The sequence below is a fragment of the Butyrivibrio sp. XBB1001 genome (assembly GCF_000424505.1).
In the GTDB taxonomy this organism is placed as follows: domain Bacteria; phylum Bacillota; class Clostridia; order Lachnospirales; family Lachnospiraceae; genus Butyrivibrio.
This window is the reverse complement of record NZ_AUKA01000002.1, coordinates 380,653-405,382: the sequence shown is the minus strand read 5'-3', so window position 1 is coordinate 405,382 and position 24,730 is coordinate 380,653. Positions and strand designations below refer to the sequence as shown.

General features: G+C 40.0%; 14 protein-coding genes. 2 read left to right on the top strand and 12 right to left on the bottom strand.

Translation table 11 applies throughout. From position 1 onward, the window contains the following. Nucleotides 1-35: 35 nt before the first annotated feature. The 11 genes from G631_RS0104580 to G631_RS0104530 form a co-directional block, all read right to left on the bottom strand. Nucleotides 36-1,400 (bottom strand): NCS2 family permease, encoded by a 1,365-nt coding sequence (locus G631_RS0104580; RefSeq protein ID WP_330365654.1) that lies wholly within the window; start codon nt 1,398-1,400, stop codon nt 36-38. A 48-nt stretch (nt 1,401-1,448) separates the two neighbouring features. Next, nucleotides 1,449-2,081: a CPBP family intramembrane glutamic endopeptidase gene (locus G631_RS0104575; RefSeq protein ID WP_026488451.1), complete on the bottom strand. Its 633-nt coding sequence runs from the start codon at nt 2,079-2,081 to the stop codon at nt 1,449-1,451. Nucleotides 2,082-2,165: 84 nt separating this feature from the next. After that, nucleotides 2,166-4,166 carry an ABC-F family ATP-binding cassette domain-containing protein gene (locus G631_RS0104570; RefSeq protein ID WP_026488450.1) on the bottom strand — a complete coding sequence of 667 codons (2,001 nt, stop codon included), beginning with the start codon at nt 4,164-4,166 and terminating at the stop codon, nt 2,166-2,168. A 101-nt stretch (nt 4,167-4,267) separates the two neighbouring features. After that, nucleotides 4,268-5,473, bottom strand: coding sequence for an NADP-dependent isocitrate dehydrogenase (locus G631_RS0104565; protein ID WP_026488449.1), 1,206 nt, complete (start codon nt 5,471-5,473; stop codon nt 4,268-4,270). A 29-nt stretch (nt 5,474-5,502) separates the two neighbouring features. Then, on the bottom strand, nt 5,503-6,207 hold the full coding sequence (locus tag G631_RS0104560; RefSeq protein ID WP_051196835.1) for a GntR family transcriptional regulator: 705 nt from the start codon (nt 6,205-6,207) through the stop codon (nt 5,503-5,505). Between the two features lie 14 nt (nt 6,208-6,221). Next, entirely contained in the window at nt 6,222-7,652 is a 1,431-nt protein-coding gene (locus G631_RS0104555) for a 2-isopropylmalate synthase (protein WP_026488447.1), read from the bottom strand. A gap of 147 nt (nt 7,653-7,799) precedes the next feature. Further along, nucleotides 7,800-9,746, bottom strand: a complete 1,947-nt coding sequence (locus G631_RS0104550; RefSeq protein WP_026488446.1) for an EAL domain-containing protein — start codon at nt 9,744-9,746, stop codon at nt 7,800-7,802. A gap of 119 nt (nt 9,747-9,865) precedes the next feature. Beyond that, the gene (fusA, locus tag G631_RS0104545) at nt 9,866-11,956 is read right to left on the bottom strand and encodes an elongation factor G (protein WP_026488445.1); all 2,091 of its coding nucleotides are present in this window, start codon (nt 11,954-11,956) and stop codon (nt 9,866-9,868) included. A 206-nt stretch (nt 11,957-12,162) separates the two neighbouring features. Beyond that, entirely contained in the window at nt 12,163-15,561 is a 3,399-nt protein-coding gene (locus G631_RS17985; protein WP_051196833.1) for a DegV family protein, read from the bottom strand. Next, nucleotides 15,558-17,624 carry a hybrid sensor histidine kinase/response regulator gene (locus G631_RS0104535; protein ID WP_035789309.1) on the bottom strand — a complete coding sequence of 689 codons (2,067 nt, stop codon included), beginning with the start codon at nt 17,622-17,624 and terminating at the stop codon, nt 15,558-15,560. The genes G631_RS17985 and G631_RS0104535 overlap by 4 nt, the downstream gene beginning before the upstream one ends. A 2-nt stretch (nt 17,625-17,626) precedes the next feature. After that, entirely contained in the window at nt 17,627-19,774 is a 2,148-nt protein-coding gene (locus tag G631_RS0104530) for a GGDEF domain-containing protein (RefSeq protein ID WP_026488443.1), read from the bottom strand. Between the two features lie 192 nt (nt 19,775-19,966). Between G631_RS0104530 and G631_RS0104525 the strand changes: the two genes are divergently transcribed. Further along, the gene (locus G631_RS0104525) at nt 19,967-21,070 is read left to right on the top strand and encodes a prephenate dehydrogenase/arogenate dehydrogenase family protein (RefSeq protein WP_026488442.1); all 1,104 of its coding nucleotides are present in this window, start codon (nt 19,967-19,969) and stop codon (nt 21,068-21,070) included. Nucleotides 21,071-21,094: 24 nt separating this feature from the next. Next, a complete protein-coding gene (gene aroA / locus G631_RS0104520; protein ID WP_026488441.1) occupies nt 21,095-22,423 on the top strand; it encodes a 3-phosphoshikimate 1-carboxyvinyltransferase in 1,329 nt (442 codons plus the stop codon). 109 nt (nt 22,424-22,532) lie between these two features. Here the strand turns inward: aroA and G631_RS0104515 are convergent, their stop codons facing one another. Next, nucleotides 22,533-24,581: a methyl-accepting chemotaxis protein gene (locus tag G631_RS0104515; protein ID WP_035789308.1), complete on the bottom strand. Its 2,049-nt coding sequence runs from the start codon at nt 24,579-24,581 to the stop codon at nt 22,533-22,535. Nucleotides 24,582-24,730: the final 149 nt, after the last annotated feature.

The window sequence follows — 24,730 nt, the reverse complement described above, 5'->3', positions numbered from 1 at the left end:
TATTATACCATGTAAATAGCGATTACAAATAGTTTTTACTGGAAATCAGTCATAAGCGCTACTATTCGCAAAAGGAACAAAATATCTACCGCCCACATGATAGGGCTGATCTCCTTGATCTTACCTTCGATGATCTTAATTACAAACCATCCGATTATAGCAAACATGATACCTGTAGCAATTGAATATGAAAGAGGCATCATGATAAGTGCAAGATAAGCACCTACTGAATCAGCAATATCTCCATCGTCAAATTTAACCTTGGAGATACTAAATACCATAAGCATTCCTACATAGATAAGAGCTGGAGCAGTTGCAAATGAAGGAATAGCAAGGAAAATAGGACTAAGTACCAAAGATACAAGGAACATTACGCCTGTTGTGAATGCTGTAAGACCAGTCTTACCACCAGCTGCAACACCAGCACCAGACTCTACAAAGCTTGTGATTGTTGAAGTTCCAAGTAAAGCTCCGCAGGTTGTTCCAGCAGCATCAGCAAAGAACACCTTGCCTACTCTAGGCAGATTTCCCTTTTCATCAAGAAGTCCTGCCTTGTCAGCGACACCTACTACGGTACCAACTGTGTCAAACAGGTCAACATAAAGGAAACTAAATACAATAGCAATAAAGCGGATGATATGATCTGCAGCCCAGCTAAAGTTAAGCTTAAATGCTGTCTGAGAAATAGCTCCAAGCTGAAGTCCATGTGAGAAATCCGGGAATAAGCTTGTCCCCTCCGCAGGAACATAAATTCCAACAGCCTGCAGGATCATTCCAACTATCCAGGTAACAATGATTCCTATAAGAACACCACCTGTAACCTTATGATAAACAAGTGCAGAAATCAGGATAAGACCAAAAAGTGCAAGAAGCATATTCCAGTCAGAGAAATCTCCAAGTCCTACTATTGTAGCATCATTAGCTATGATAATACCTGCATTCTGCATACCAATAAAGGCAATGAAAACGCCTATACCAGCTGAAATGCCAAACTTAAGATTCTGTGGAATACCATTGATTATCTGCTCTCTAAATTTGAAGGCAGATAAAAGAATGAAAATAACACCCTCTACAAATACTGCTGCAAGAGCGATTTTAAATGGATCTTCCTCTCCTGCAAGTTCCCCCAAACATACAGTGTAAGCAAAATACGCATTAAGACCCAGTCCAGCAGAAAGACCGATTGGGTAATTGGCAAGGAATGCCATTAAGAATGTTGCTATTGCTGATGCAATCGCTGTAGCAACAAAGACAGCGTTTGAATTCATACCGGAAGCACTAAGAATATTAGGGTTTACGGCAAGAATATACGCCATGGTGAGGAATGTGGTCAGACCAGCAATGACCTCCTGCTTGACAGTCGTACCATGTTCCTTCAGTTTGAAACATTTCTCCAACATAACTTTTTCCTCTCCTTGTGGAATATTAGTTTATTTTATACATCAGCATTATCTGTTAAGAATTCTGCCGACAGCATAAACAATGGAATAAATGTTATCATAAAATTCAAAAGCCACATGTGCCATTACGGATATATAGATATTCCTGGTAGCCACATAAGCAATAGTTACCGGAATAGCCATGATCATCCACTCGGCAATCCCCAAAAATCCATGGGCTCTTGATACTGCACACAAAATAAGGCTAACAATAGTCAGCACAAACACTCTTTTCTTGCTGCCAAAAGAAATAATGGCCTTTCTAAAGAAAAGTTCCTCTGCCACAGGCTTCATCACTATCATCATAAGTGCATAAAAGAATGTTGGAAGCAGGTCGTTTTTAGTAATGATATTAACTGTTCCATCCCTGACAGTAGAAAAATAGGGCTGAATAAGCTTGTGATTGATATCATTGCACAGCATTAGTCCTATAAAAGTTATAAGTACAGGCAACCAGAATCTCTTTATCCTGGTAAGATTTCGCGCAAATTTGCGAAATGAAAACTGCTTGTGAAAATAATAAAAATATACAAGAAGGCCAAGATAAAACACAAAAAACAGGTGAAATGACTGTTTCGGTAAAATGGTCGTAGCTATTACAAAAAGCAGTTCCCATGCAAGTGGTATATATAAACGTTTCAAAGCAAACTCCTTTTATCTGTGATTCCACACACCCCATTTATTATATAAGTAGGCCTTGGCAAGGTCAAGGTAAACAGCATTTTCTCATAGCTCTTCAAGCTCAGATGAAACCTGCTCCCACTCATCATAAAGGCCAGCGAGCTTATCCTGAATCTCTGTCTGTTCATCACTAAGCTTACGCAGTTTGGCAAGATCGGTACCGATAGAAGGATCTGCAAGGAGCTCGTTTATCTCAGCATCTCTGGATTCACATTTTGCGATGTCTTCCTCGCACTTTTTAAGGGAATTCTCGAGCTTGCGGCGCTTTGCCTGGATTTCCTTCTGGGCTTTCCAGTCGAGAGCCCCCGTATTAGAGGTTTCTGATGCACTTACTGTTTCATCACTAAGTCCGCTAGTGGCACTTTCTGCATACTTGTAGCTTCCATCAGCAAGAGAAGCGTTTCCGACATTGCTGTTCTGGCCAAAGAGGCGCTGCATCTGCTCATCTACATGCTCAATATAATAGTCATAGTTTCCGATGTAGTTAACAAACTGGCCATGAGTAAGATCTAGAATTCTGGTAGCTGTACGATTTATAAAGTAACGATCATGGCTGACATAAAGTACAGTTCCTTCATAGCCTGAGATTGCAGTCTCCAGGATTTCCTTGGAAGTAATATCAAGGTGGTTGGTAGGCTCATCAAGGATAAGGAAGTTAGCATCTGATAGCATGAGCTTGGCAAGAGATACTCTTCCCTTCTCACCACCAGAAAGGTCACCAATTCTCTTAAACACGTCATCTCCAGTAAACAAAAAAGCTGCCAGAGTATTGCGAATCTCAGTATTATTAAGAGTTGGGTAAGCATCTGATATTTCTTCAAATAAGGTCTTCTCATCATGAAGTACATGGTGCTCCTGATCGTAGTATCCTATCTTAACCTTAACTCCAAGTTCAATCTCGCCTGCATCAAGAGATTCCACCCCGTTAATGATCTTAAGAAGGGTTGTCTTACCACTTCCGTTATCTCCTATTATGGCTACGTGCTCGCCCTTTTTAACCTCAAAATCAAGGCCGGAAAAGAGTTTCTCACTTCCAAAAGCTTTGGAAAGACCAGTAGCTGTTAATACGTCATTGCCACTCTCGCAGGAAGGCTTAAGTGAAATCTTCATGCGGTCATCAATGGTTACAGGCTTATCTAATACCTCTATCTTTTCAAGCATCTTCTCGCGGCTCTCAGCCCTCTTTATTGATTTTTCTCTGTTAAAGGACTTAAGCTTTGTGATGACTTCTTCCTGATGTTTTATCTCAGCCTGCTGCTTCATATAGGCTGCCCACTGGGTCTTACGCAGCTGCTCTTTTTTAACAGCATAGGTACTGTAATTTCCGACAAAAGAAGTTACCTTGGTATTTTCTACCTCGACAATTTTGGAAGCTATCTTATCAAGGAAATATCTGTCATGAGATACAATAAGAACTGCTCCCTTGTAGTTTAAAAGATAGTTTTCAAGCCACCTGATTGAATTCATATCAAGGTGGTTAGTAGGCTCATCTAGGATTATAAGATCAGGCTTTTGAAGAAGAAGTTTGCCAAGTGCTACTCTTGTCTTCTGACCTCCAGATAAGGTATTTATCTTCTTGTCAAGTTCCTCATCTAAAAAGCCAAGGCCCTTGGCAACGCCTGTGACTTCACTCTGCCAGGCATATCCAGACTGTCTTGCAAACTCATCATGCATTCTGGTATATCTATCCATGAGGGCATTAAGTTCATCACCAGTTACATGCTTCATCTGCTCTTCTGCCTGCCTGATGCTGTTCTCAAGGTCGATGATATCTCTTTTTACCTCGACAAGTTCTTCATATATAGTCTTCTCTGTATCTATGTTCTGATTCTGGGCAAGATACCCCCAGGTAAGGTCCTTGGAAAAAGTAACTTCTCCGTCATCTGCAGACATTTCACCGATAATGATCTTTAAAAGGGTTGTCTTACCAGCGCCATTAATTCCGACAATAGCTGCCTTCTCATCCTTTTCCATATGGAAGGATGCGCCCTTTAATATATCTTTTCCATCAAATGATTTGGTTATATTGTGAACTGAAAGAATCATAATATCTAACTCCAAAAAAATGTCTTAGTTGCTTAATCAAATAAGCAACTAAGACATTTTAGCATGTTCATAACTTTATGTAAAAAATAAAATTTGCAATATCACAGGGTCTCAAACTCTGCAGCGATTGCATCCAAAAACTCCTCAGATCCAAGCTTGACCGGATCAGGAAGAGATGTGATAAGTGCAAGGTCTCCTGTCATGCGGCCAGACTCTATTACAGAAAGAGTTGCCTTCTCAAGCTTGTTTGCATACTCAACAAGTTCAGCTATGCCATCAAGCTCGCCTCTCTTTCTAAGAGCTCCCGTCCAGGCAAAAATAGTAGCTACAGGGTTAGTTGATGTAGGCTCTCCCTTTAGATACTTGTAATAGTGTCTCTGAACTGTTCCATGAGCTGCCTCATACTCGTAAACCCCAGTTGGAGATACTAAAACGGAAGTCATCATAGCAAGTGAACCAAAGGCTGAGGATACCATATCGCTCATAACGTCGCCGTCGTAGTTCTTGCAGGCCCAGATAAATCCGCCCTTGGACTTCATGACTCTTGCTACTGCATCATCAATAAGTGTATAGAAGTATGTGATTCCGGCTTCCTCAAAGTCTTTCCTGAACTCTTTTTCAAATACTTCATCAAAGATTTCTCTGAATCTTCTGTCATAGGTCTTACTAATAGTGTCCTTGGTTCCAAGCCACAGCTCTTTTTTCTCAGAAAGAGCATACTTAAAGCAGGCTCTTGCAAAGCTCTCAATTGAAGCGTCCTTGTTATGGATACCCTGGATGATACCTGGCTCCTTGAAATCAAAGATTGTCTCTCTTATCTCTTGGCCATCAGCACCTGTAAATAAGAGTTCTGCCTTACCAGGCCCTGGAACTCTTATTTCAACATTTTTGTAAACATCGCCATAGGCATGTCTTGCAAGTGTAATAGGGCTGACCCAGGTTCTGACATTTGGCTCAATACCCTTTACCATGATCGGAGTCCTAAATACAGTTCCGTCAAGAATAGCTCTTATGGTTCCATTTGGACTCTTCCACATCTTCTTAAGTCCATACTCTTCTACACGCTCGTTATTAGGAGTAATGGTAGCACATTTAACTGCTACGCCATATTTAAGAGTTGCATTGGCACTATCTACAGTTACCTGATCATCAGTCTCATCTCTATGCTTAAGACCAAGGTCATAATACTCGCTCTTAAGGTCAACATATGGCAGGATAAGCTTATCCTTGATCATCTGCCACAAAACTCTTGTCATCTCATCCCCATCCATCTCAACAATGGGCGTAGTCATCTGAATCTTACTCATTCCATTCTCCTTAGTCGTTTTATCTATACTCACTCGTACATATCAAGAAGTCCCTGATCTAGCATATTTTCAAAAGCATTTATCATATGCTGATGTGCAAGCTCTTCAGCCTTGTCAGGGTTATTTTCCTTAATAGCCTCCATGATGTACTTGTGCTCTACGTTTGAAACAGCACCACGGCTGCTTGATAAAGTCTTTTTTCTGACTCTCCATACATACTGGTGGTAATCCTTCAAAAGGTGCTCAAGCATCTTGGAATTACATGATTCGTATAATATGGTGTGGAATCTGTTATCAAGTTCAGCCATCTGATTCATATGGCCCCTTGCAGCATGAAACTCAGCAAGATAAAGAGTTTCCTCCATCTCATCAAGCTGCGCCTTTGTTATATTCTCACAGGCCCATCTTGCGCACAGACCTTCAAGTCTTGATCTGATCATGTAGATATCCTTGATATCCTTGACCTTTATGCCTGTAACATAAGCTCCTCTATTGGGAATGATCTGAATAAGTCCCTCAAGTTCAAGCTGTCTGAAAGCCTCTCTTACAGGAGTTCTGCTGACGCCAAGTTCCTCTCCAATGGCAACCTCTCTAAGCTCCTCATGGTCCTTGTATTTGCCATTTAAGATATCATTTCTTATGGTGTGAAATACTCTTCCTCTCAAAGAGTATTTATCCATGGATTCGCCTTTTACGTCGTCTTTAATATCACCTTTGATTTCTTTGTTCTCCATACTTCCTCACAGCCTTATCGGCTTACAATTTCTCCTTCTTTTACAATAATGCCAAGTTCCTCTGAAACCTTGTCTATCTCTCTGACAAGCTCTGCATCAGTCATAACAGTAACTCTTCCGCCATCATATTCTGCATCAACCCACTCTTTTATCTTAGAAACAAGTGGAGATGTCTTAGATAGTGCATGTTCCTCACGGAGTTTGTAGTGAACATTGATCCAGTGAGCAATACCTGCAAGTCCTGATGTATTTGAAACAGCACTTACTGGAGGTCTCTTTAAGAATTTCTCAGTATCAAAAATATTATAGATCTCCTCATTTTTAAGAAGACCATCTGCATGAATACCAGCCCTTGTAACATTAAAGTTCTTGCCTACAAAAGGCGTATTTGCCGGAACTGTAAAGCCTATCTCTTTTTCATAGTACTCAGCAAGATCTGTGATGACTGTGGTGTTCATGCCATTTAAAGTACCCTTAAGCTGGGCATATTCAAATACCATAGCTTCAAGAGGGGTGTTACCTGTTCTCTCGCCAATACCAAATAGTGAAGTATTAACAGAACTGCAGCCATAAATCCAGGCCGTAGTAGAATTGGTAACTGCCTTGTAAAAATCATTATGTCCATGCCACTCGATAAGTTCACTTGGAACACCGGCATTAGTATTTATAGCATAAATGATACCCTGAACGCTTCTGGGAATAACGGCGCCTGAGAAGTTAACGCCATATCCCATGGTATCGCAGGCTCTAACCTTGATAGGAATCTTATATTCATCCTTGAGCTTCATAAGTTCCAAACAGAAAGGAACCACAAAACCAAAAATATCAGCTCTTGTTATGTCCTCAAGATGGCACCTGGGGCTTATACCATTATCAAGGCAGGCTCTTACAATACTAAGATAGTGGTCGAGGGCCTGTCTTCTGGTCATCTTGAGCTTTAAGAAAATATGATAGTCGGAGCAGCTCACAAGGATTCCTGTTTCCTTCATCCCAATTGCCTTAACCAGCTTAAAGTCCTCTTCTGATGCTCTGATCCAGCTGGTAACCTCCGGGAATTCATAGCCTCTTTCCATACATTTAAGAGCAGCATCTCTGTCACTCTTACTATATAAAAAGAACTCACTCTGTCTTATCATTCCATTAGGGCCGCCAAGCTCATGAAGCATATCATAGATATGAACAATCTGATCTGTTGTATATGGTGCTCTGGACTGCTGACCATCTCTGAAGGTTGTATCGGTTATCCATATTTCCTTGGGCATATTGTGGGGCACGATTCTGTCATTAAAAGGAATCTTAGGTACCTCTTCGTAAGGAAACATATTTCTAAATACATTTGGTCTCTCTACGTCATCAAGAATGTACATATGCTCTTCAATCTGTAAAAGATTGTTCTTGTCATTCATGGTGACAGGACGATTCTGGAAAGTATTATTCTCCTGCATAGCAAAATCCCCGCTATTTCGACTAATTGTTCTATTTGTATAATTGTATACAATCATATCATCAATGTCAACGTGACAAAATTAAGCATTTGGCCGCATAGAAAAAAGGTGGGATGCTTAAATTCCCACCTATCTCTGTACTATATTTCAATATTTATTTTTTCTGGAAAAATACTTCTTCATATTTTCTATCGGTTCAGGCTTGGCATAATGATATCCCTGAATATAGTCAAAGCCTCTCTCCATGCTATATTGACTCTGGGACTCATCCTCAACACCCTCAATAAGAGTGACAAATCCATTTTTCTTAAAGACTTCTATCATATAGCTCATGATGTCATCCATTCTATTGTCATCAAGAGACTTATACAAAAGAGCTTTATCAAACTTGATAGTCTTGACCGGGCAATTCATTACTCTCTCAAAAGACGAATAACCAGTACCAAAGTCATCTAAATAGAACTGAATTCCCGAGTTTGTCAGATAATGCATGTTGTCATTTGCCCTGTCAAAATTCTCAAACATAGCAGATTCTGTGATCTCAAACCTTATCTTAGAAACATCAAAGTCATATTTTTCTATGATTTCCATAAGGTCATCGTTTACATTATCCTGGGATATCTCTCTTGAAGAAATGTTTATTGATATAGCATCAAAGTCATAATAATCTGAAAAACTCTCAACAGCTTTACATACCTTATCAAGTACGATACAGGTAATAGCATGTATAGTACCTGAAGCTTCTGCTATAGGAATAAACTTATCAGGACTTATTATCTGATTTCCAATTTTAAGCCTGGTAAGAGCTTCAGCTACCCTGAAACTGCCAGTTTCTACACTGTAGATAGGCTGTGCATATACAAGAACTCTCTCATCTTCAAGATCAAGTCTGTTTCTGATATCCTCCAAAGCTACTGATATCTCATAATTTTCCAGGAAGTCATCATAATCTATTGGTTTTATCACATAGAAATGGCTACTGTTCTGATCCTTAAATCTCCTTGAAACAAATTCAAAAAACTGCCTGCACTTTGTAGGGGTGCCAATATCCTCCGGAACTTCGCCGGATACGATAACATAGTTAAATGGAACATAAAAGTCAGCTTTTGCTCCATCAAGCACCCCTCTTATACTGTTGATCACACTAAGAAACTGTTTCTCATCTCTGGCTTCAATAAGATTTACATACTTGCTCTCTGATACTCTGAATATCTTAAAAGCAGGCTTTATAGCTTCCATAGCCCTGCAAATAGCAATCCCTTTCAGAAAAAGATCATCAACCAAGTCTCCAAAACTCTCTACATTGGGATATTTAAGATCAACATAGCAAATGTACATTTTTCTTTTGCCAATGTGTTTGTCAAGATATGCCACAAGTCCATACACATTTTGACTTCCTGTAGTTTCATCATAAGGATTTGAATGAAACAGAATATACCCTAAGGTAAACACCGGAACATAAGAAAGCGCAGAATAAACAGTATGGAACAGGCCTACACTCAATATCTGACTGGCCAAAAGGACTATTTCTACAGGAACTAGCGTAATAACGCAGTACCAGATAATTCTTGCCACATTGGGTCTGTTGCTGATTGTTGCATTCATGCAGACTATAGCACAAACAATTCCTGCAGCACTATAAAATCTTACAAAGTGAGTAATGTCTATTCCGCCAAGCTCAAGACTATAGAGCCTTGTGGCAGCAATCTCTACAATAACGCCAATAAAATAGATAGCAGACAACAGGCTATACATCATAAGAAATTCCTTGCGCTGCCTTCTGCGTACAATGGACATCATATTCACGTAGGAAAAAATAAAATAAAGAATCCCATTGTATAAAACAAGGAATAACAATAGCTGAAAAATAAACAAGAAGCTGTTGTAATACTCATCTGGATTATTGGCAACAAACAGAATTGATATGTGCACAAGAATAGATACTATAGACAAGATTGTCCCTCTGAAAACATATTTATAAACAAATGTTTTCTTGGGGCTTGTATATAGCATTATCAAAAGAATCAGACCTGCCATGACAAGTCCGGCTATCTCACCTATGTAGTTATAGGGAATAAAAAAATTCTCTTCCATAGGATAATATTATCACAAAACCTTATACCGTATATAAAAATATTATAAAAAGTATTTTTGAAAGTAAGAAAAAAGAGGGCCCGCGTAAAACGCGAAGCCCTCCCAAGTGGGTTCTTAAATTATTCTTCTGAATTAGCTGCAGCAACCTTATCAGCTCTTGCCTCAACCTCTTTAGCCTGAACATCTGAAGGAGCCTGCTCATATCTGTTGAACTGGTATTCAAAGTCACCACTACCACCAGTCATGGAACGAAGCTGTGTACAGTATCCAAAGAGTTCCATCATAGGAACCTCAGCCTCTATAACCTGTTTACCTGTAAGTGAAGGGTTCATTCCAAGAACTCGTCCTCTTCTCTTGTTAAGATCTCCCATTACATCACCAGTGTAAGAATCAGGAACTGTAACTTTCAAAGATACAATAGGCTCAAGAAGAACAGGAGTTGCATCCATAAAGCCCTTCTTGAAGGCATTTGAAGCAGCTACCTTAAAGGCCATTTCTGATGAATCTACAGGATGATAAGATCCATCATACAAAGTTGCCTTAACGCCAACTACAGGATATGCAGCCAGAGGTCCACGCAGAACTGACTCCGCGATGCCCTTTTCTACTGCCGGGAAGAAGTTCTTTGGAACTGCTCCTCCAACTACTTCCTGATCAAACTCATAAGGCTTAGTCACATCACCAAGTGGTGCGAAACGCATCTTAACATGTCCATACTGGCCATGACCACCAGTCTGCTTCTTGTACTTGTACTCTACATCAGAGTTCTTGCGGATTGTCTCTCTAAAGGCAACCTTAGGCTTTGTAAGATCAATAGCTACCTTATATACGTTAAGGAGCTTACTCTGGATAACCTCAAGGTGCATATCGCCCATACCATACAGAAGTGTCTGGCGGTTCTCAGCATCGTTTACAACCTTAAGCGTCTGGTCCTCAGCTGCGAGCTTGGCAAGAGACTGTGCAATCTTATCAATATCGCTCTTGTTCTGAGCGTGATATCTCATGTAAGTATATGGAGTTGAAATATCCATCTTGGCGTAAGTTACAGGATTTGCCTTAGTTGAAAGAGTATCTCCTGTAGCTATATCAAGCTTTTGTAATGCACCAAGGTCTCCGGCATGAAGCTCTGGAACTTCAGTAGCCTTGTTACCCTGAAGGACATAAAGCTTACCAATCTTGACTTCAGCATCCTTGGATGCAACAAACATTACATCATCTGGCTTAATGACACCTGAACGGACCTTGATAAGTGAATACTTACCAATAAATGGATCGATCATTGTCTTAAATACAAAAGCTGTCTTGGGTTTTGAGAAATCAAAGTCAGCCTCAAATATCTCATTAGTGTTAGTATTGATACCAGCCATCTTGCGGTTCTCCGGGCTAGGCATATACTTAACGATATCATCAAGAAGTGTATAAATACCCTGACATAATGTGCTGGATCCCATTTCAATAGGAACGATTGTTCCATCACAAACATTAGAACGTACTGCAGCTCTTATCTCAGCTTCTGAGAAGGTATCGCCATTAAAATATCTGTCCATGAACTCTTCAGATGTTTCAGCAACTGACTCAAGAAGTGTATCTCTGCAAAGCTTTAGGTTTGCCTGGTTATAATCAGGAACCTCGCACTCTACAACCTCTTTGCCTTCCCATCTAAAGCCCTTTTCCTGTATTACGTTAACATAGCCGACAAACTTCTCATTCTCACGGATAGGAAGATTAAATGGAGCCATCTTCTTGCCGTATTTATCGGTCATATCCTGCACAACCTGTCTATAGGAAACATCATCTATATCCATGTCTGCTACAAAAACCATACGTGGTAATTTGTATTTCTCACATAATTCCCATGCTCTTTCGGTACCTACCTCGATACCTGCCTTACCAGATACGACAATGATTGCCGCATCGGCAACACTCATAGCTTCTTCGACTTCACCGACAAAATCAAAGAATCCAGGAGTGTCCAGAAGATTGATCTTGTGGCCATCCCACTCAAGAGGAATAGTTGATGTGCTGATTGAAATATGTCTCTTCTGCTCTTCCTTATCGAAATCACTAAGAGTATTTCCATCCTCAACCTTTCCCATTCTGGATGTAATACCTGCTAAATAAGCCATTGCCTCAGAGAGACTTGTCTTACCTGCTCCGCCATGGCCCAGCAGCACTACGTTTCTAATCTTGTCAGTTGTGTAAACGTTCATATCCTGTCCTCCAGTCGCAATAAATTGGGTATTTAATGAGAATATCGAGACAATAGATGCATAGACAGCCCTCTGCAGAATCAGACCGCTGTTATGCCATTTGAACAATATAGATCCTCGCCCCAAACAAATCTCATAAACATATTTTACTAAATATAGTGCACATATACAAGCTTTTTCAGCTTTTTGCACAAATTATCCCCTGTTTACTGGATTTCTTTTAACACGTTCTCCATTCCTTCATGATCAGAGGCTTCAAAGAGCTCTTTTAATCTCAAAAATCGCTCCTGATGCTCCCCAAGATCATAATCTTCCATTTCCTTAAAAAGTCCCTTTAAATAATTGTCGTTGCCCTGACGAATTCCTTCTTTTATGGCTTCATACATGCTTTTTATCAAAAATTCATTGTAATCAGCCTTCTTGGGCTCTGGCTTTTCATCTTCTTCCATAATATCATCATTATTTGCAGCAAAAATCTCGCCAAGTGGCATTTTGTAGCTTCTTAAAAGATCAAGCACTTCTCCATGATGCTCCTTGATATAAGAAATATTATTTTCTTTTCCAGCCATCTCGAGATTTTTGGCTTTCTCAGAAAGCTCCATGGCTCCAATCAGAGCCGCCGAGCTTTTGAGGGCATGAACCTTTATTGTATAGTTCTCATAATCACCACTATCGTAGTATTGTGACAACTCTTTGTCTCTGTCCTCGAGAGAATCATAGAATATTTTCAAAACGCTCTTAAAAGCTTCCTCAGAGCCACTATGTTCTATAGCTTTTTGGGAATCCAGCCCCGGAATATTGTCATACCACTTGATATCTTCAGAAGAAGTCTCAATAATATTTTCCTCTTCATTGAACTCTGCACGGCTACTTTCCGGCTCGCTTACATCATGGAAAACAAGATATTTTTCCAGGTTATAGGAATAGTCAGTCTTTTTCATGTAAATGATTCCGAAAGCGCCAGATCCGCAAGTTACAGATAATGATGCTGAAGCCTTCTGGAATATGACATTTTTAAATGGTGCGCAGCTTCTGATCTTGGCCTCAATCTTTTCAAGATTTTCATCAGTTACATCTGAATATACGACAATTACTACATCTGTATCCGGCTTTATCCTCCTTGGAATAGCAAAGTCCACATACCTGTCATAGCTGCTTATCTTGCTTCCAAGCTGCATTTTACTTACTTTAAAGACATCATTTTTTATTTCAACAAAAGGTCTTATCCCAACAGATTCCATGAACTCACTGTACTTTTTAGAAATAATCCCTCTCCTGAACAAAACAGCCGGATCATCAGAGACAAAGCTGCATCGCATATTTTTTTTAGCCTTAGATAGTTCAGACAGTATGTTAACAGGACTCATTCCCTGAAAGGCCATATTATGGGCAATTATGGCAAGAATACCCATGGCACTGGAAGTATAGCCGGAATTAAAGACAAATACATTTCCGTAGGCTTTTGATGCCTGTTTGGCCCTTTCAAATTCCTGGCTTATGCCAGGTGTCATGGCTATATAAATAATCTGGTGGGCCTTTTTAAGCTCTCGTGAAAAGAAACGCTCGAACTCCTCGACAGATGGAGGCTCAGTGACAAACTTCTTGCCGGATTTCATATATCTGATTATTTCATCAGCATCCGCTTCTATTCCGTCATAGTACTCTTTTCCTTCAGAAAGAATTTTAAACGGAATAGTATCTACCTGCACTTCCTGCAAAGTTCTCGAAGGAAGGTCACACATACTGCTTGTTGTTATAAGAAGCGGGATTTTTCTGCTGTAGCCCTTGGAAGCATTCATTTTGGTCTTGTTAAATGCTGCTTCCCTGGTCAAAACCACCTTGGATTCCGGAAGATGCGCAAGGAGCATTTCCTCAAAAAGAGCTCCTGAGATAGGCTTTAATAGATATCCGTCAAAACCGCTGGCATTGTAAAGTTCCCTGTTATCACTTCCTGCATTGGCTGTCAGAACAATCACAGGCGCATGGTTATTAAGGCCACCTCGCTGTTTTCTGATTGCCTGAAGGCACTCTATACCATCCATAAGCGGCATCAAATGATCCATGAAAATAACGTCATAGCGAACTGCGGACGTAAGAGAAAGGGCCTTTTCCCCGCTGTCAGCTACATCAACAATTATCTGAGTCTGAGCAAGAAGTTTTTTCTCAACTTCAAGATTCATTTCATTGTCATCTACAATAAGAATCCTTGCATCCGGGGCAGTAAAGCTTGCGTTGTATCTTGCCTTATCCCTCAGACTTCCGTAATTTGTTATATTGATATTTCCAACTACTGCAGGATTACTTACCTTTTGCCAAAGAGTAACTGTAAAGGTAGAGCCTTGAGTATAAACACTATTGACGGCAATTTCGCCCTCCATAAGTTCAACAAGCTGCTTAACAATTGATAGTCCAAGGCCTGTTCCTTCTATCTTGCTGTTTTTCTCTTCATCCATTCTTTGGAATGCATCAAAAAGAAATGGCAAAGACTCCTCCTTGATACCCATTCCAGTGTCTGCTACTGAAAAGACGATCCTAACCTTCTCTTCCTTTATTTCCTCTTTTTCTATATGAAGAGTAACGGTACCTTCGTTTGTGTATTTAACTGCATTATTAAGAAGATTAACCAGAATCTGCTTTATACGGACTTCATCGCCAAATAGTTCTCTAGGAAGAGTAGGATCAACCTCAACCTTAAGTCTAAGCCCCTTTTGTTCAGCTCTTAACCAAACCATGTTTACTATTTCTGAAACAAGGGCAGACACACTGTAATTGACAGGAACAATATCCATTTTCCCGGCTTCTATTTTGGAAATATCAAGAATGTCATTAACAAGTGCCAGCAGCATTTTGCCTGCTCCCTGGATGTTGGCTGCATCTTTTTTTATCTCATCCGATGCATCCTGCTGCCTTAAAATAATCTCATTAAGTCCTAAAATGGTGTTGATAGGTGTTCTGATCTCATGGCTCATGCTGGAAAAGAAACGGTTCTGAGATTTATTGAGTTCCTCAACTTTACTGGTTTCTTCCCTTGCTCTTTTGTTCTCCTCTATAAACATCCACTCCACAAACCAGACCATCAGACAGCAGATAATTCCAAGCACTATAACTGAGACCAGAATATCTATGTACATTACTTCCTGGTTGTGAACAAGTACATGATGAGGGTGGAAATACGAATCTAAAAAGAAAAGAATTGTTTCGATGGTAAGAATTGCCAGGGTTATAGGTCTCCACTTCCCATAAAGTACAAGACCAGTGTAAAGATATGTAAATATGATCCACAAAAAGCCTCCGCCTGTAAGACCACCGCCAAAGAAGAACAAAATAGGCAGAATAATCCCAATAAGGCCTATGACTATAAATCTTACGGCAACCTGGGTCTTATTTTTTCTTACAGATATCAGGGTTACAGCAGGAGCAACGATAACAGTGATAACAAGAACTATTATCTCAACGATATTTTCTCCCACCATTATGTTAAATATAAGAGCAAATAAAATGACAAAATCAGTAAGAAAAGTAAGCGCTATAAAAACCCTTTCTCTAAAACTCTGGGAAGGGTCTCTTAATCTTTCTATAATGCTCTCAAAGAATTTAAAGATCACCTTATACCTCCCTTGCGATTTGTCTTACTGCTCGTAAGTACCTGTCCCATCACTCTCTCAAAATCCACAAGGTTAACAGGCTTTGCGATAAATCCATCAAAGCCCTCACCCAGAAACATTTCTTTTGCTCCGCTTACAGCATTGGCAGTTAGCGCAACTATCTTTACCTTCTTGTCCTCGCGTTCAGCAATCTCCCTGATCCTCTTCATGGCTTCTACGCCATCCATTATTGGCATCATATGATCCATGAAGATAACATCGTAGTCGTTTTTGCCAAATTTATCTATTGCTTCCCTGCCGCTTTCCGCAGTATCAACGATCATGTTATACTCGCCAAAAAGTCCTCGTGCTACAACAAGATTCATCTGCTCATCATCAACAACAAGAGCCTTTATTCCATCAAGAACCGGCTTTTTGTAGTCATCTGTGTATATTTTCTTTATCTCATTTATATCTCCATTTATGATCTGAGCAACCTGAAGACCATAAACAGGCTTATCTACGGTAAAAATGTTTTCTTCATGTATGTCAGGAGAATCCTTGTCCTTTAATACTGCAATTGTTACCTTCTCCCTTGACAGTAGACGTATATAAGATTTATTGTCCCTGTACTCCCTGTAGCCCATAAATACATGCGTAACTTTATTGGTTGCCAGCATCTTCTTGACTTCATCAATACTAGATGCCAGATATAAATTTACCCTAAGGCCTGCTGCCAGATTTCTTGCCATATTCCTATACATCTCGACAACAGCCGGCGTAGTCTGGCTTTCAGAGGTATCAAAAAAGATAACATTTATGAATCTTACAGTTTTAATTCCAAGACAAGGAGCCGGGTCTACTACCTCCTGATAAATACTTACTCTTATTGTTGTTCCCTTGTTTTTCTCACTTTCAATACGAACAAATCCGTCCATGCACCTTACAAGTCCATATACGATTGAAAGTCCAAGGCCTATGCCGCCGGTACTTCTTGTTCTTTTTTTGTTTGCCTGATAGACGCCCTTTTGTACGCTCTCCACGTCTTTTTTAGTCATTCCTATGCCAGTGTCAGTTACTTCAATTATGAGGTTTACACCATACTCTTTCTTTAGAGCAGCTATTCTGAGGCAAACGCCACCTTCCACTGTGAACTTAAAGGCATTATCAAGAAGATGTAATATTATCTTCCTTATCTTTCTGATATCCCCCTTCATTGCAGAGGGAACGCCAGGATCAAGATCAACAATAAATTCCAGGTTCTTTTTGACATCCATGGATTTATAGTTAATTAAAATATCATTGACCACAGAAGTGATCATATATCTTTCATTTTCAAGCCTTATGTCATTTCTCTGGATTTCGCTATAATCCTGAATATCTTCTATCTGTCCCGATATTCTGATCCCTGCATTTCTTATAGATACTATATCTTTTCTATCTTCTTTTCTAAGAATCAGGTCCGTCATGCCGTTTATGACATTTAAAGGTGTTCTAAGCTCATGGGAGATATTTACAAGGAAATCCTCCATATCATGAAGATAGTCCTCTCTTCTGCCTTTTAATCTTTCAATCTCATCATCCTTTTCCCAGCTTCTTTCCATCATCCTTCTAAGCATAATGCAGATGAATACAGCCGAAAATAAGTGAAGCCCAATTCGTAATATGTCAATGATTGCATAGGAAAAAGTATCAGAGTTTACGGCAAGAACTATTTGAACTGCCATTACCAGAAAATATTCAGCAAGGATAATGCGCAAAAAACCTTTTCGTCCAAGCAGGGCTGCAACTCCCATAATAATGGTTGAAATAACATAAATACCAAAGAAATTATTAGCATGAACGCCAAGATAAAAAGCTACGATAAGTGCCATGATCAGATAGTAGTTTTCTCTGTATCTTATGTCAGCATACTGAGTAATATGCATCCACCACATGGCAATTACGCCAACCACGATAAGTGGTGGCATCCAAAATTCCCAATCAAGGATAGCATTTTCCAATATAGCACCCATGCAAAGAGCAGTAAGCACTAAAATAGCCATGATATGGACTCTGTTTCTCTCCTGATGATTATCTTCCACAATCATTCTCCCTTAGCTTTGTCCTGCTTTTCTTTTTCAAGTAACTCATATGCGTGACTTATAACAACGTCAAAATTCATGGTTCCGTTTGAACAATACACCCCTACTACATTTCCCGGACTACCTTCATCCTCTAAAAGTCTTCTTGCCATCTGAACATCATTTTCAAAATAGGTTTCATCGTTTTCAAAACCAAAAGCAGCAAAGATTTCGCCAGACAGCCTGTAAACATTTTCATCCCCAAATACATCCATCAGGTTCTTGGCGGTGATCTTTACAATTTCATCACCAATATCGTGCCCAAGCTTTGCATTAATATCTTTTAACCCATCAATCTCACACAGAACATAGCCAAAGGCCTGGGACTTGTCGAATTTATCCTTTGTAAATTCCTTTAATGCAGTGCGATTTTTGGCTTTTGAGAGATAGTCATGGTAGCTGTAATATATTATTCTGTCCTGCTCTTTTTTCTGGTTTATGAACTGAGTAAAGAAATGAGGCAGGACCTTCATGATTTCATTGACACTTGGAATCCTTTCAGCAGAAATATCTGTTAGTCCGACAAATCCAGCAATCTCATTTCCTGTTCTTAATGGGCTGAACACTGCATTTCCAATATTGTTTCTTTTCATTACCTGATAGGTAAACTGCGAAGTCTCTTTTATCTCTTCAGGATCATTTACAACAAAGCAGAGTCTGTCATCCGAAATGCCAAGCTCCCGTATTTTAGCAAATTCTTTTTCGCTGGCCGCAGCTTTTATTTCCTGAGCCAAAGGTGTAACCCCATCCCTAAACCATTCATAAGTTTCACTGATACGATTTTTTTCATCTAATTCAAATATATATGTTCTTTTGGCATCGAGCTCTTTTCCAAGATATTCAAGAAGAAGCTTTATGCTTTCAACAGGATTTTTGGAAGTAGTAGCAAACTGAAGGGATCTGTTTATAAATCTATCCCTGTCCATGGCAGCCTGGTCCATGGTCCACCAGCTGACGAACTTAAGGATCATTATGATAGTAAGGACCACCATACCAAATCTCATAAATATTCCATAGGTGTCTCTGTAATTACGAGCAAATTCCCATAGAATAATATCTATAAGCGTCAGCACAGCAAATATTGAAAGCCCTATGTTAAGGGCAAAGAAATCCGTCTTTATGCCAAGAGCTTTGCAATGAATCCGGTTTTCTATATATGCGATCATCATTAGTACAATGTCACTCCCCAAAACCACCAAAGCAAAAAATCCAACTGTATTCATCATATCCATGTCAGCCACAAATCTAAGCACAATCATCGTTGCCTCAGCGCCGACTGATACCGCAAAAGCAAGGATTGAATAGATATTCTTTTTAAATTTAGTAAAGGATGTATAGAAAACCACAAAGGGATATCCAATCATTGGAACGATAAGAGTACCAAGAGTTCTCCAGAAATAATAATGTCCAGACACAAGTTGGATAGCATTGGTATTAATAAGGCACCACAGGCCTATTATAAAAGTAGCTACAGCAAGGGAAAACACATCAAATGGCTGACGGGACTTATCAGGAATGCCAAGCCACAAAACAAATAACAATAATCCAAAAAAGACAATGAGAACCGATGCAATAAGAAGTAGTGCCCTATCATGGATAAACCACCTGATATATTCGGCAGGCTGGCCTAAATATACTCTGTAAATATGGGCTGATGAGTTTTTCTCAGTGAGCTGCTGACACTCTATTATAAAGGTCTTTCCTGCATCCTCTCTGGATATTCCAACCTTATGAAAGGCAACGCCATAGCCAATGCCCGTAATATTTTCCTCAGCCAGATATTCATAGACTCTTCTTTTGTTAAGGGACACTTTGATATTTACATTCTTTGACTCAAAGCAAATACACTCGCCATCAAACAAATATATTGGAAGCTTTTTGGACAAAGTAATAACGCCATTCTTATAATCAGAGTTTTTGACCTCAGATAGCTTATAGAGATTGCCCTCTTCATCACACCAACCACTGTCAAAATCAGTCATTTCAGGAAGATACTCTAAGCTAAATGCATCAGAAAAGAACAGTGTTCCAGCAAAAAGAACTACTGCAATTGCTACAAATACAATATTCAATTTCCGGATGGTGCTAAGGCTTTTTTTGTTTTCCTGCATATTTACTCCTAGGCATACTTACCACTATACATAATTTTAACATGTGGTATTGCGTTAAATTATAATTTATATATAAAATATTTATGCACAATTAGCTTGTACAATACATAGATTGACTTTCACACGCCACAGTGTTATAGTCTAAAGAGCATGACTTCTATAAATATGCTTGTTGAGGGGATTTGCACCTATATGAATGATAAAACTTACGGATTTATAGGCCTTGGACTTATAGGCGGATCAATGGCCAGAGCAATAAAGAGTGCTCAGCCTGATTGCACTATTATGGCCTACGCTCCACACAGAACTACAGTTGACGCTGCCAGGGCTGACGGAACAATAGATATAGCTCTTGAGAGAATTGGAGCAGAATTTTCAGACTGTGACTATATCTTTTTATGTGCCCCGGTTGAGATCAATAATGATAATCTTGAACTTCTAATGCCCTATCTAAGTCCAAAAACCACAGTTACTGATATAGGAAGTGTCAAGAACAGCATACATGAAAAGGTCAGAGAACTTGGAATCGAGGATCAATTTATCGGCGGTCACCCTATGACAGGTACAGAGCGCATAGGATACCAGAACTCCAAGGCTGCCCTTTTGGAAAATGCCTACTACATCCTGACCAAAACTGACAAGACCAAGGAGGACAGGTTAAGCGATTACTACCATCTAGTCAAGGACATGGGGGCTATACCTCTTGTGGTTCCTTATCTTCAGCATGACTTTGCCACAGCTGCCATAAGCCATGTTCCACATGTTCTTTCTGCAGCCCTTGTTAATCTGGTCAAGGACAGCGACAACGAAGATGACCTTATGAAGACAATAGCTGCAGGCGGGTTCAAGGATATAACAAGAATCTCATCCTCATCTCCTGTTATGTGGCAGCAGATCTGTAATACCAACTCAGATAATATTTCAGAACTTTTATCAAGCCTTATTGATTCTCTTGTAGATATCAAACTTGCTGTAGATGAGCATGACAGCGACAAGCTTCTTGATTTCTTTACTTCAGCCAGGTCATACAGGGAATCCTTTTCAGACTTTACAAGTGGTCCTATTCAAAAGACCTATGTTCTCCATGTGGAAATCGATGACCAGCCAGGTCGCCTTGCCAAGGTGGCAGTTCTTTTATCTGACCATTCTGTAAACATTAAGAATATTGGAATTGTACATAACAGAGAGTATGAAAGAGGAACTTTAAAAATAGAGTTCCATACCCAGAAGGACCTGGATCAGGCCCTTGACCTTTTGTCCCACAATGGTTACACAGTTGTAACTTATCACGGATGATAAATAATACCTTTGGAGGCAGCAATGATATCACTTGAAAAAGCATCTCACCCACTTAAAGGGGACGTATTTGTCCCAGGCGACAAATCAATATCCCACAGAAGCATCATGTTCGGTGCTCTTGCAGAGGGAACTACTGAAATTACAGGTTTCCTGGAGAGTGCAGATTGCCTTTCAACTATTGATTGTTTCAGAAAGCTTGGAATCATCATTGACCATAGTATGAGACCGACTAATGGCGTCCCAACTATCACAGTTCACGGAAAGGGGCTCCATGGCCTTACAGATACTTCATCTACTCTCTATACCGGAAACAGCGGCACAACTACAAGACTTATGACCGGAATCCTGGCGGCTCAGCCCTTTGACTCTGCTATAACAGGAGATAATTCCATAGAGAAAAGACCCATGAACCGCATCATCAAGCCCCTGACCCAGATGGGTGCTGATGTTTCCTCTATGATGGGAAATGGCTGTGCTCCTCTTATAATAAAGGGCCGCAGAAAGCTCCATGGCATAAACTACAGGAATCCTGTAGCTTCAGCCCAGGTTAAATCCTGTATTCTCCTTGCAGGCCTCTATGCAGATGGCGACACCGTAGTCTATGAGCCTGCCCTATCCAGAAACCATTCAGAGATAATGCTCCAGTCCTTTGGAGCTGACATACACAATGAAATTGCAAGAGATGGCAGCGCAGCTGCTATACTCCACCCTGGCATGCCACTTCATGGCATGAAGATAAATGTGCCAGGAGATATATCTTCAGCAGCATACTTTATCGCTGCTGCTCTTATGGTACCTGGTTCTGAGCTCCTTATCAGAAATGTCGGTATCAATAAGACAAGATGCGGCATCCTTACCGTTCTCAAACAGATGGGTGCTGATATAACTCTTCAGAACGTCAATGAATCAGGCGAGCCAAGAGCCGATATCTTTGTTAAATACAGTGAGCTACATGGCAATCAGAATAACAGATTTGAGATAGGCGGCAAGGATATCCCGACAATGATAGATGAGCTTCCTATGGTGGCTGTTCTTGCAGCTACAGCAAACTTTGATACTATAATCAAGGACGCTGCTGAGCTTAAGGTAAAAGAATCAGACAGAATCGCCACTGTGGTAGATAATCTGACAGCTATGGGCTGCGATATCGAAGCTACCGATGATGGCATGATAATCCATGGAGGAAAGCCGCTTCATGGCACAGATATAAATACTCATAACGACCACCGTCTTGCCATGAGCTTTGCAATAGCTTCTCTGGCAGCTGAAGGCACCACAAGAATACTTGATGATGCCTGTGTAAATATCTCATATCCTAGCTTTTTTACTGATCTTCAGAGGCTTCTGTAAATAATGTAAGTTTCTAGTTAATAACTTGGTGATAAAAAAAGTCAAAAAAATCCGCGGCATTATCTTAAACGCCGCGGATTTTTCTTTATTCCTTTATTCTTTTATTCTTTTACTGAATAGTAAATCTTTCCAGGTTTCCGTTGATGGTGTCAACAGCCTCAGAAACTGACGAAGCCGCGCTTGCCACAAGTTCTGAAGATGATGCAACACCCTTGGCTGCCTCAGTTACTCTTTCAACATTGTCAGCGATTTCCTGAGTCGATGCTGACTGCTCTTCTGATACTGATGCCATGTTTGTAGCGACATCATTAACCTTCTCCATCTGCTCAGCCATGGTAGAAAGTGTATCATTGGCTTCAGATAGCTGCTGCGTGATTTCCTTAAAGGTTGTAGCAGCTGTATTTATAGATTCAGCGCTGTTATTTATAAGCTGTGTATTAGTCTCCGATTTTTCTGACAGCTGCTGAACTCTTACGGACATATCCTTGATAATATCTGCAATCTGTTTGGTAGCATCTGCAGAGTTCTGAGCAAGCTGTCCAATCTCCTGAGCAACAACCGCAAATCCTTTTCCGGCTTCTCCTGCTCTTGCTGCCTCAATGCTGGCATTAAGTGACAAAAGATTTGTCTGAGAAGAAATGGAATTGATAAGATCTACAATCTGATTGATCTTATCTGCAGCTTCATCAACACTTGTTACAGCATCTGCCATATCCTTCATGGAATCTACAATATCATTCATTCCATTAGCAACACCTGCCATCTCATGCTGTCCGGAATCAGCCTTTGAAACAAGCTCATTCATAGTTTCTTCTATCTGCTGTTCCTTATCAGTTACATTTGCAACTGTCTGAGCCAGAACTGTAGCATTTTCAGCTACTTCATTGACAGCCTTGGCCATATTATCGATATTTTCACGTATCTGATTCATGCTGGCTGACTGCTCATTGGCTGCTCCCTCAAGGTCTTCCGCTGTACTCTTTGAAGTCTGCGCATCTCCAAATAATTTTCCTGAAACATCTTTTATCTCGCTAAGGGAAGTCCTCATGCCGGTTACAAAATGTCCCATAGCATTGTTCATATAAGCGATTTCATCATCACCTTTTGAGGATATATCTACAGTAAAGTCACCGCCTGAAATCTTTTCAATATTATCTGTAAGGCTTGTGACAGGATTCTTTATGAGTTTTCTCAAAACTATGTTGATCACTAGGATCACTGTCACTATTGCTGCCAATATAACAACAGCCAGAATAACAAGTAACCTGTAGAGCGCTGCCAGAACTTCGCTCCGCCTTGCATAAGCTACTACAAGCCAGTCAGTTCCATTTACAGGGGAAGCAACAAGGAAATAATTCTCTCCTCCTACATTAGCCTCTGTAACTTCGTGAGTTTCCTTGCCAGTTTCAGCTGCCGCATATTCACCTATAGACTTAAGAAATGGATTATCAGCTATATCGGCCACATTTTGTCCGCAAACTTCCTTATTATCTTTATATGTGAGAAGAAGCCCCTGACTAGTGATCATAAGCACTCCACCTGTATTATAGAGCTGGACGCCATCAAGTTCTTCTTGAATTCCTGACAAGAACATATCTGCAGCAAAGGCGCCCTCTCGCCCATCCTTGAGGTGTACACGCCTGATCACAGACGCACAAAGGTCTCCTGTTACTTTATCAAAATATGGAACATCGTAGTAATTAAACCAGCTATTTGTATAAGTCATAGCCTCCTTGTACATGACATTGTCTGTACAGTCCTCTATGGAGTATGTGGGATCTGCAGGATAAAGAAAGGTCTTATCGCTCAGCATCAAATAAGCTCCGGTTGGGAGAAGTGCATATCTTCCAACTGTTCCAGTAAGATATCCCATCAGAGCCTGATTTGAATCATAATCATTCTGTTCTACAGCATCAGCTACGCCATTCAAATAGTAGAAGGTTGAATTAAGCTCTTTGTTAACTTTGCTGGCATCTGCCGTAACCTCATTTTGCAAAGAGCTGTAAATAAGACTCTTGATCATAGCATAGCCAAGAACATAAGTTATGCCCTCAGCTACCAGAACAGTGATCAACAGCATTGAAACAAACAAAAGAGAAATCCTAGTGCTGACAGCCTTTGGTGATGCGCCAGCTTTCTTTTCCGTTTTATTACCCATGATATACCTCCATATCAATAATTATGGCTAAATGTAATTATTACCATTTGCGCTAACTTTGATTATACACATGAATTATTAATATAATATTAAGTATATATTTATTCGTTATTAAAAATGTCCCCCAAAAACAATACTGCAATAAAAAA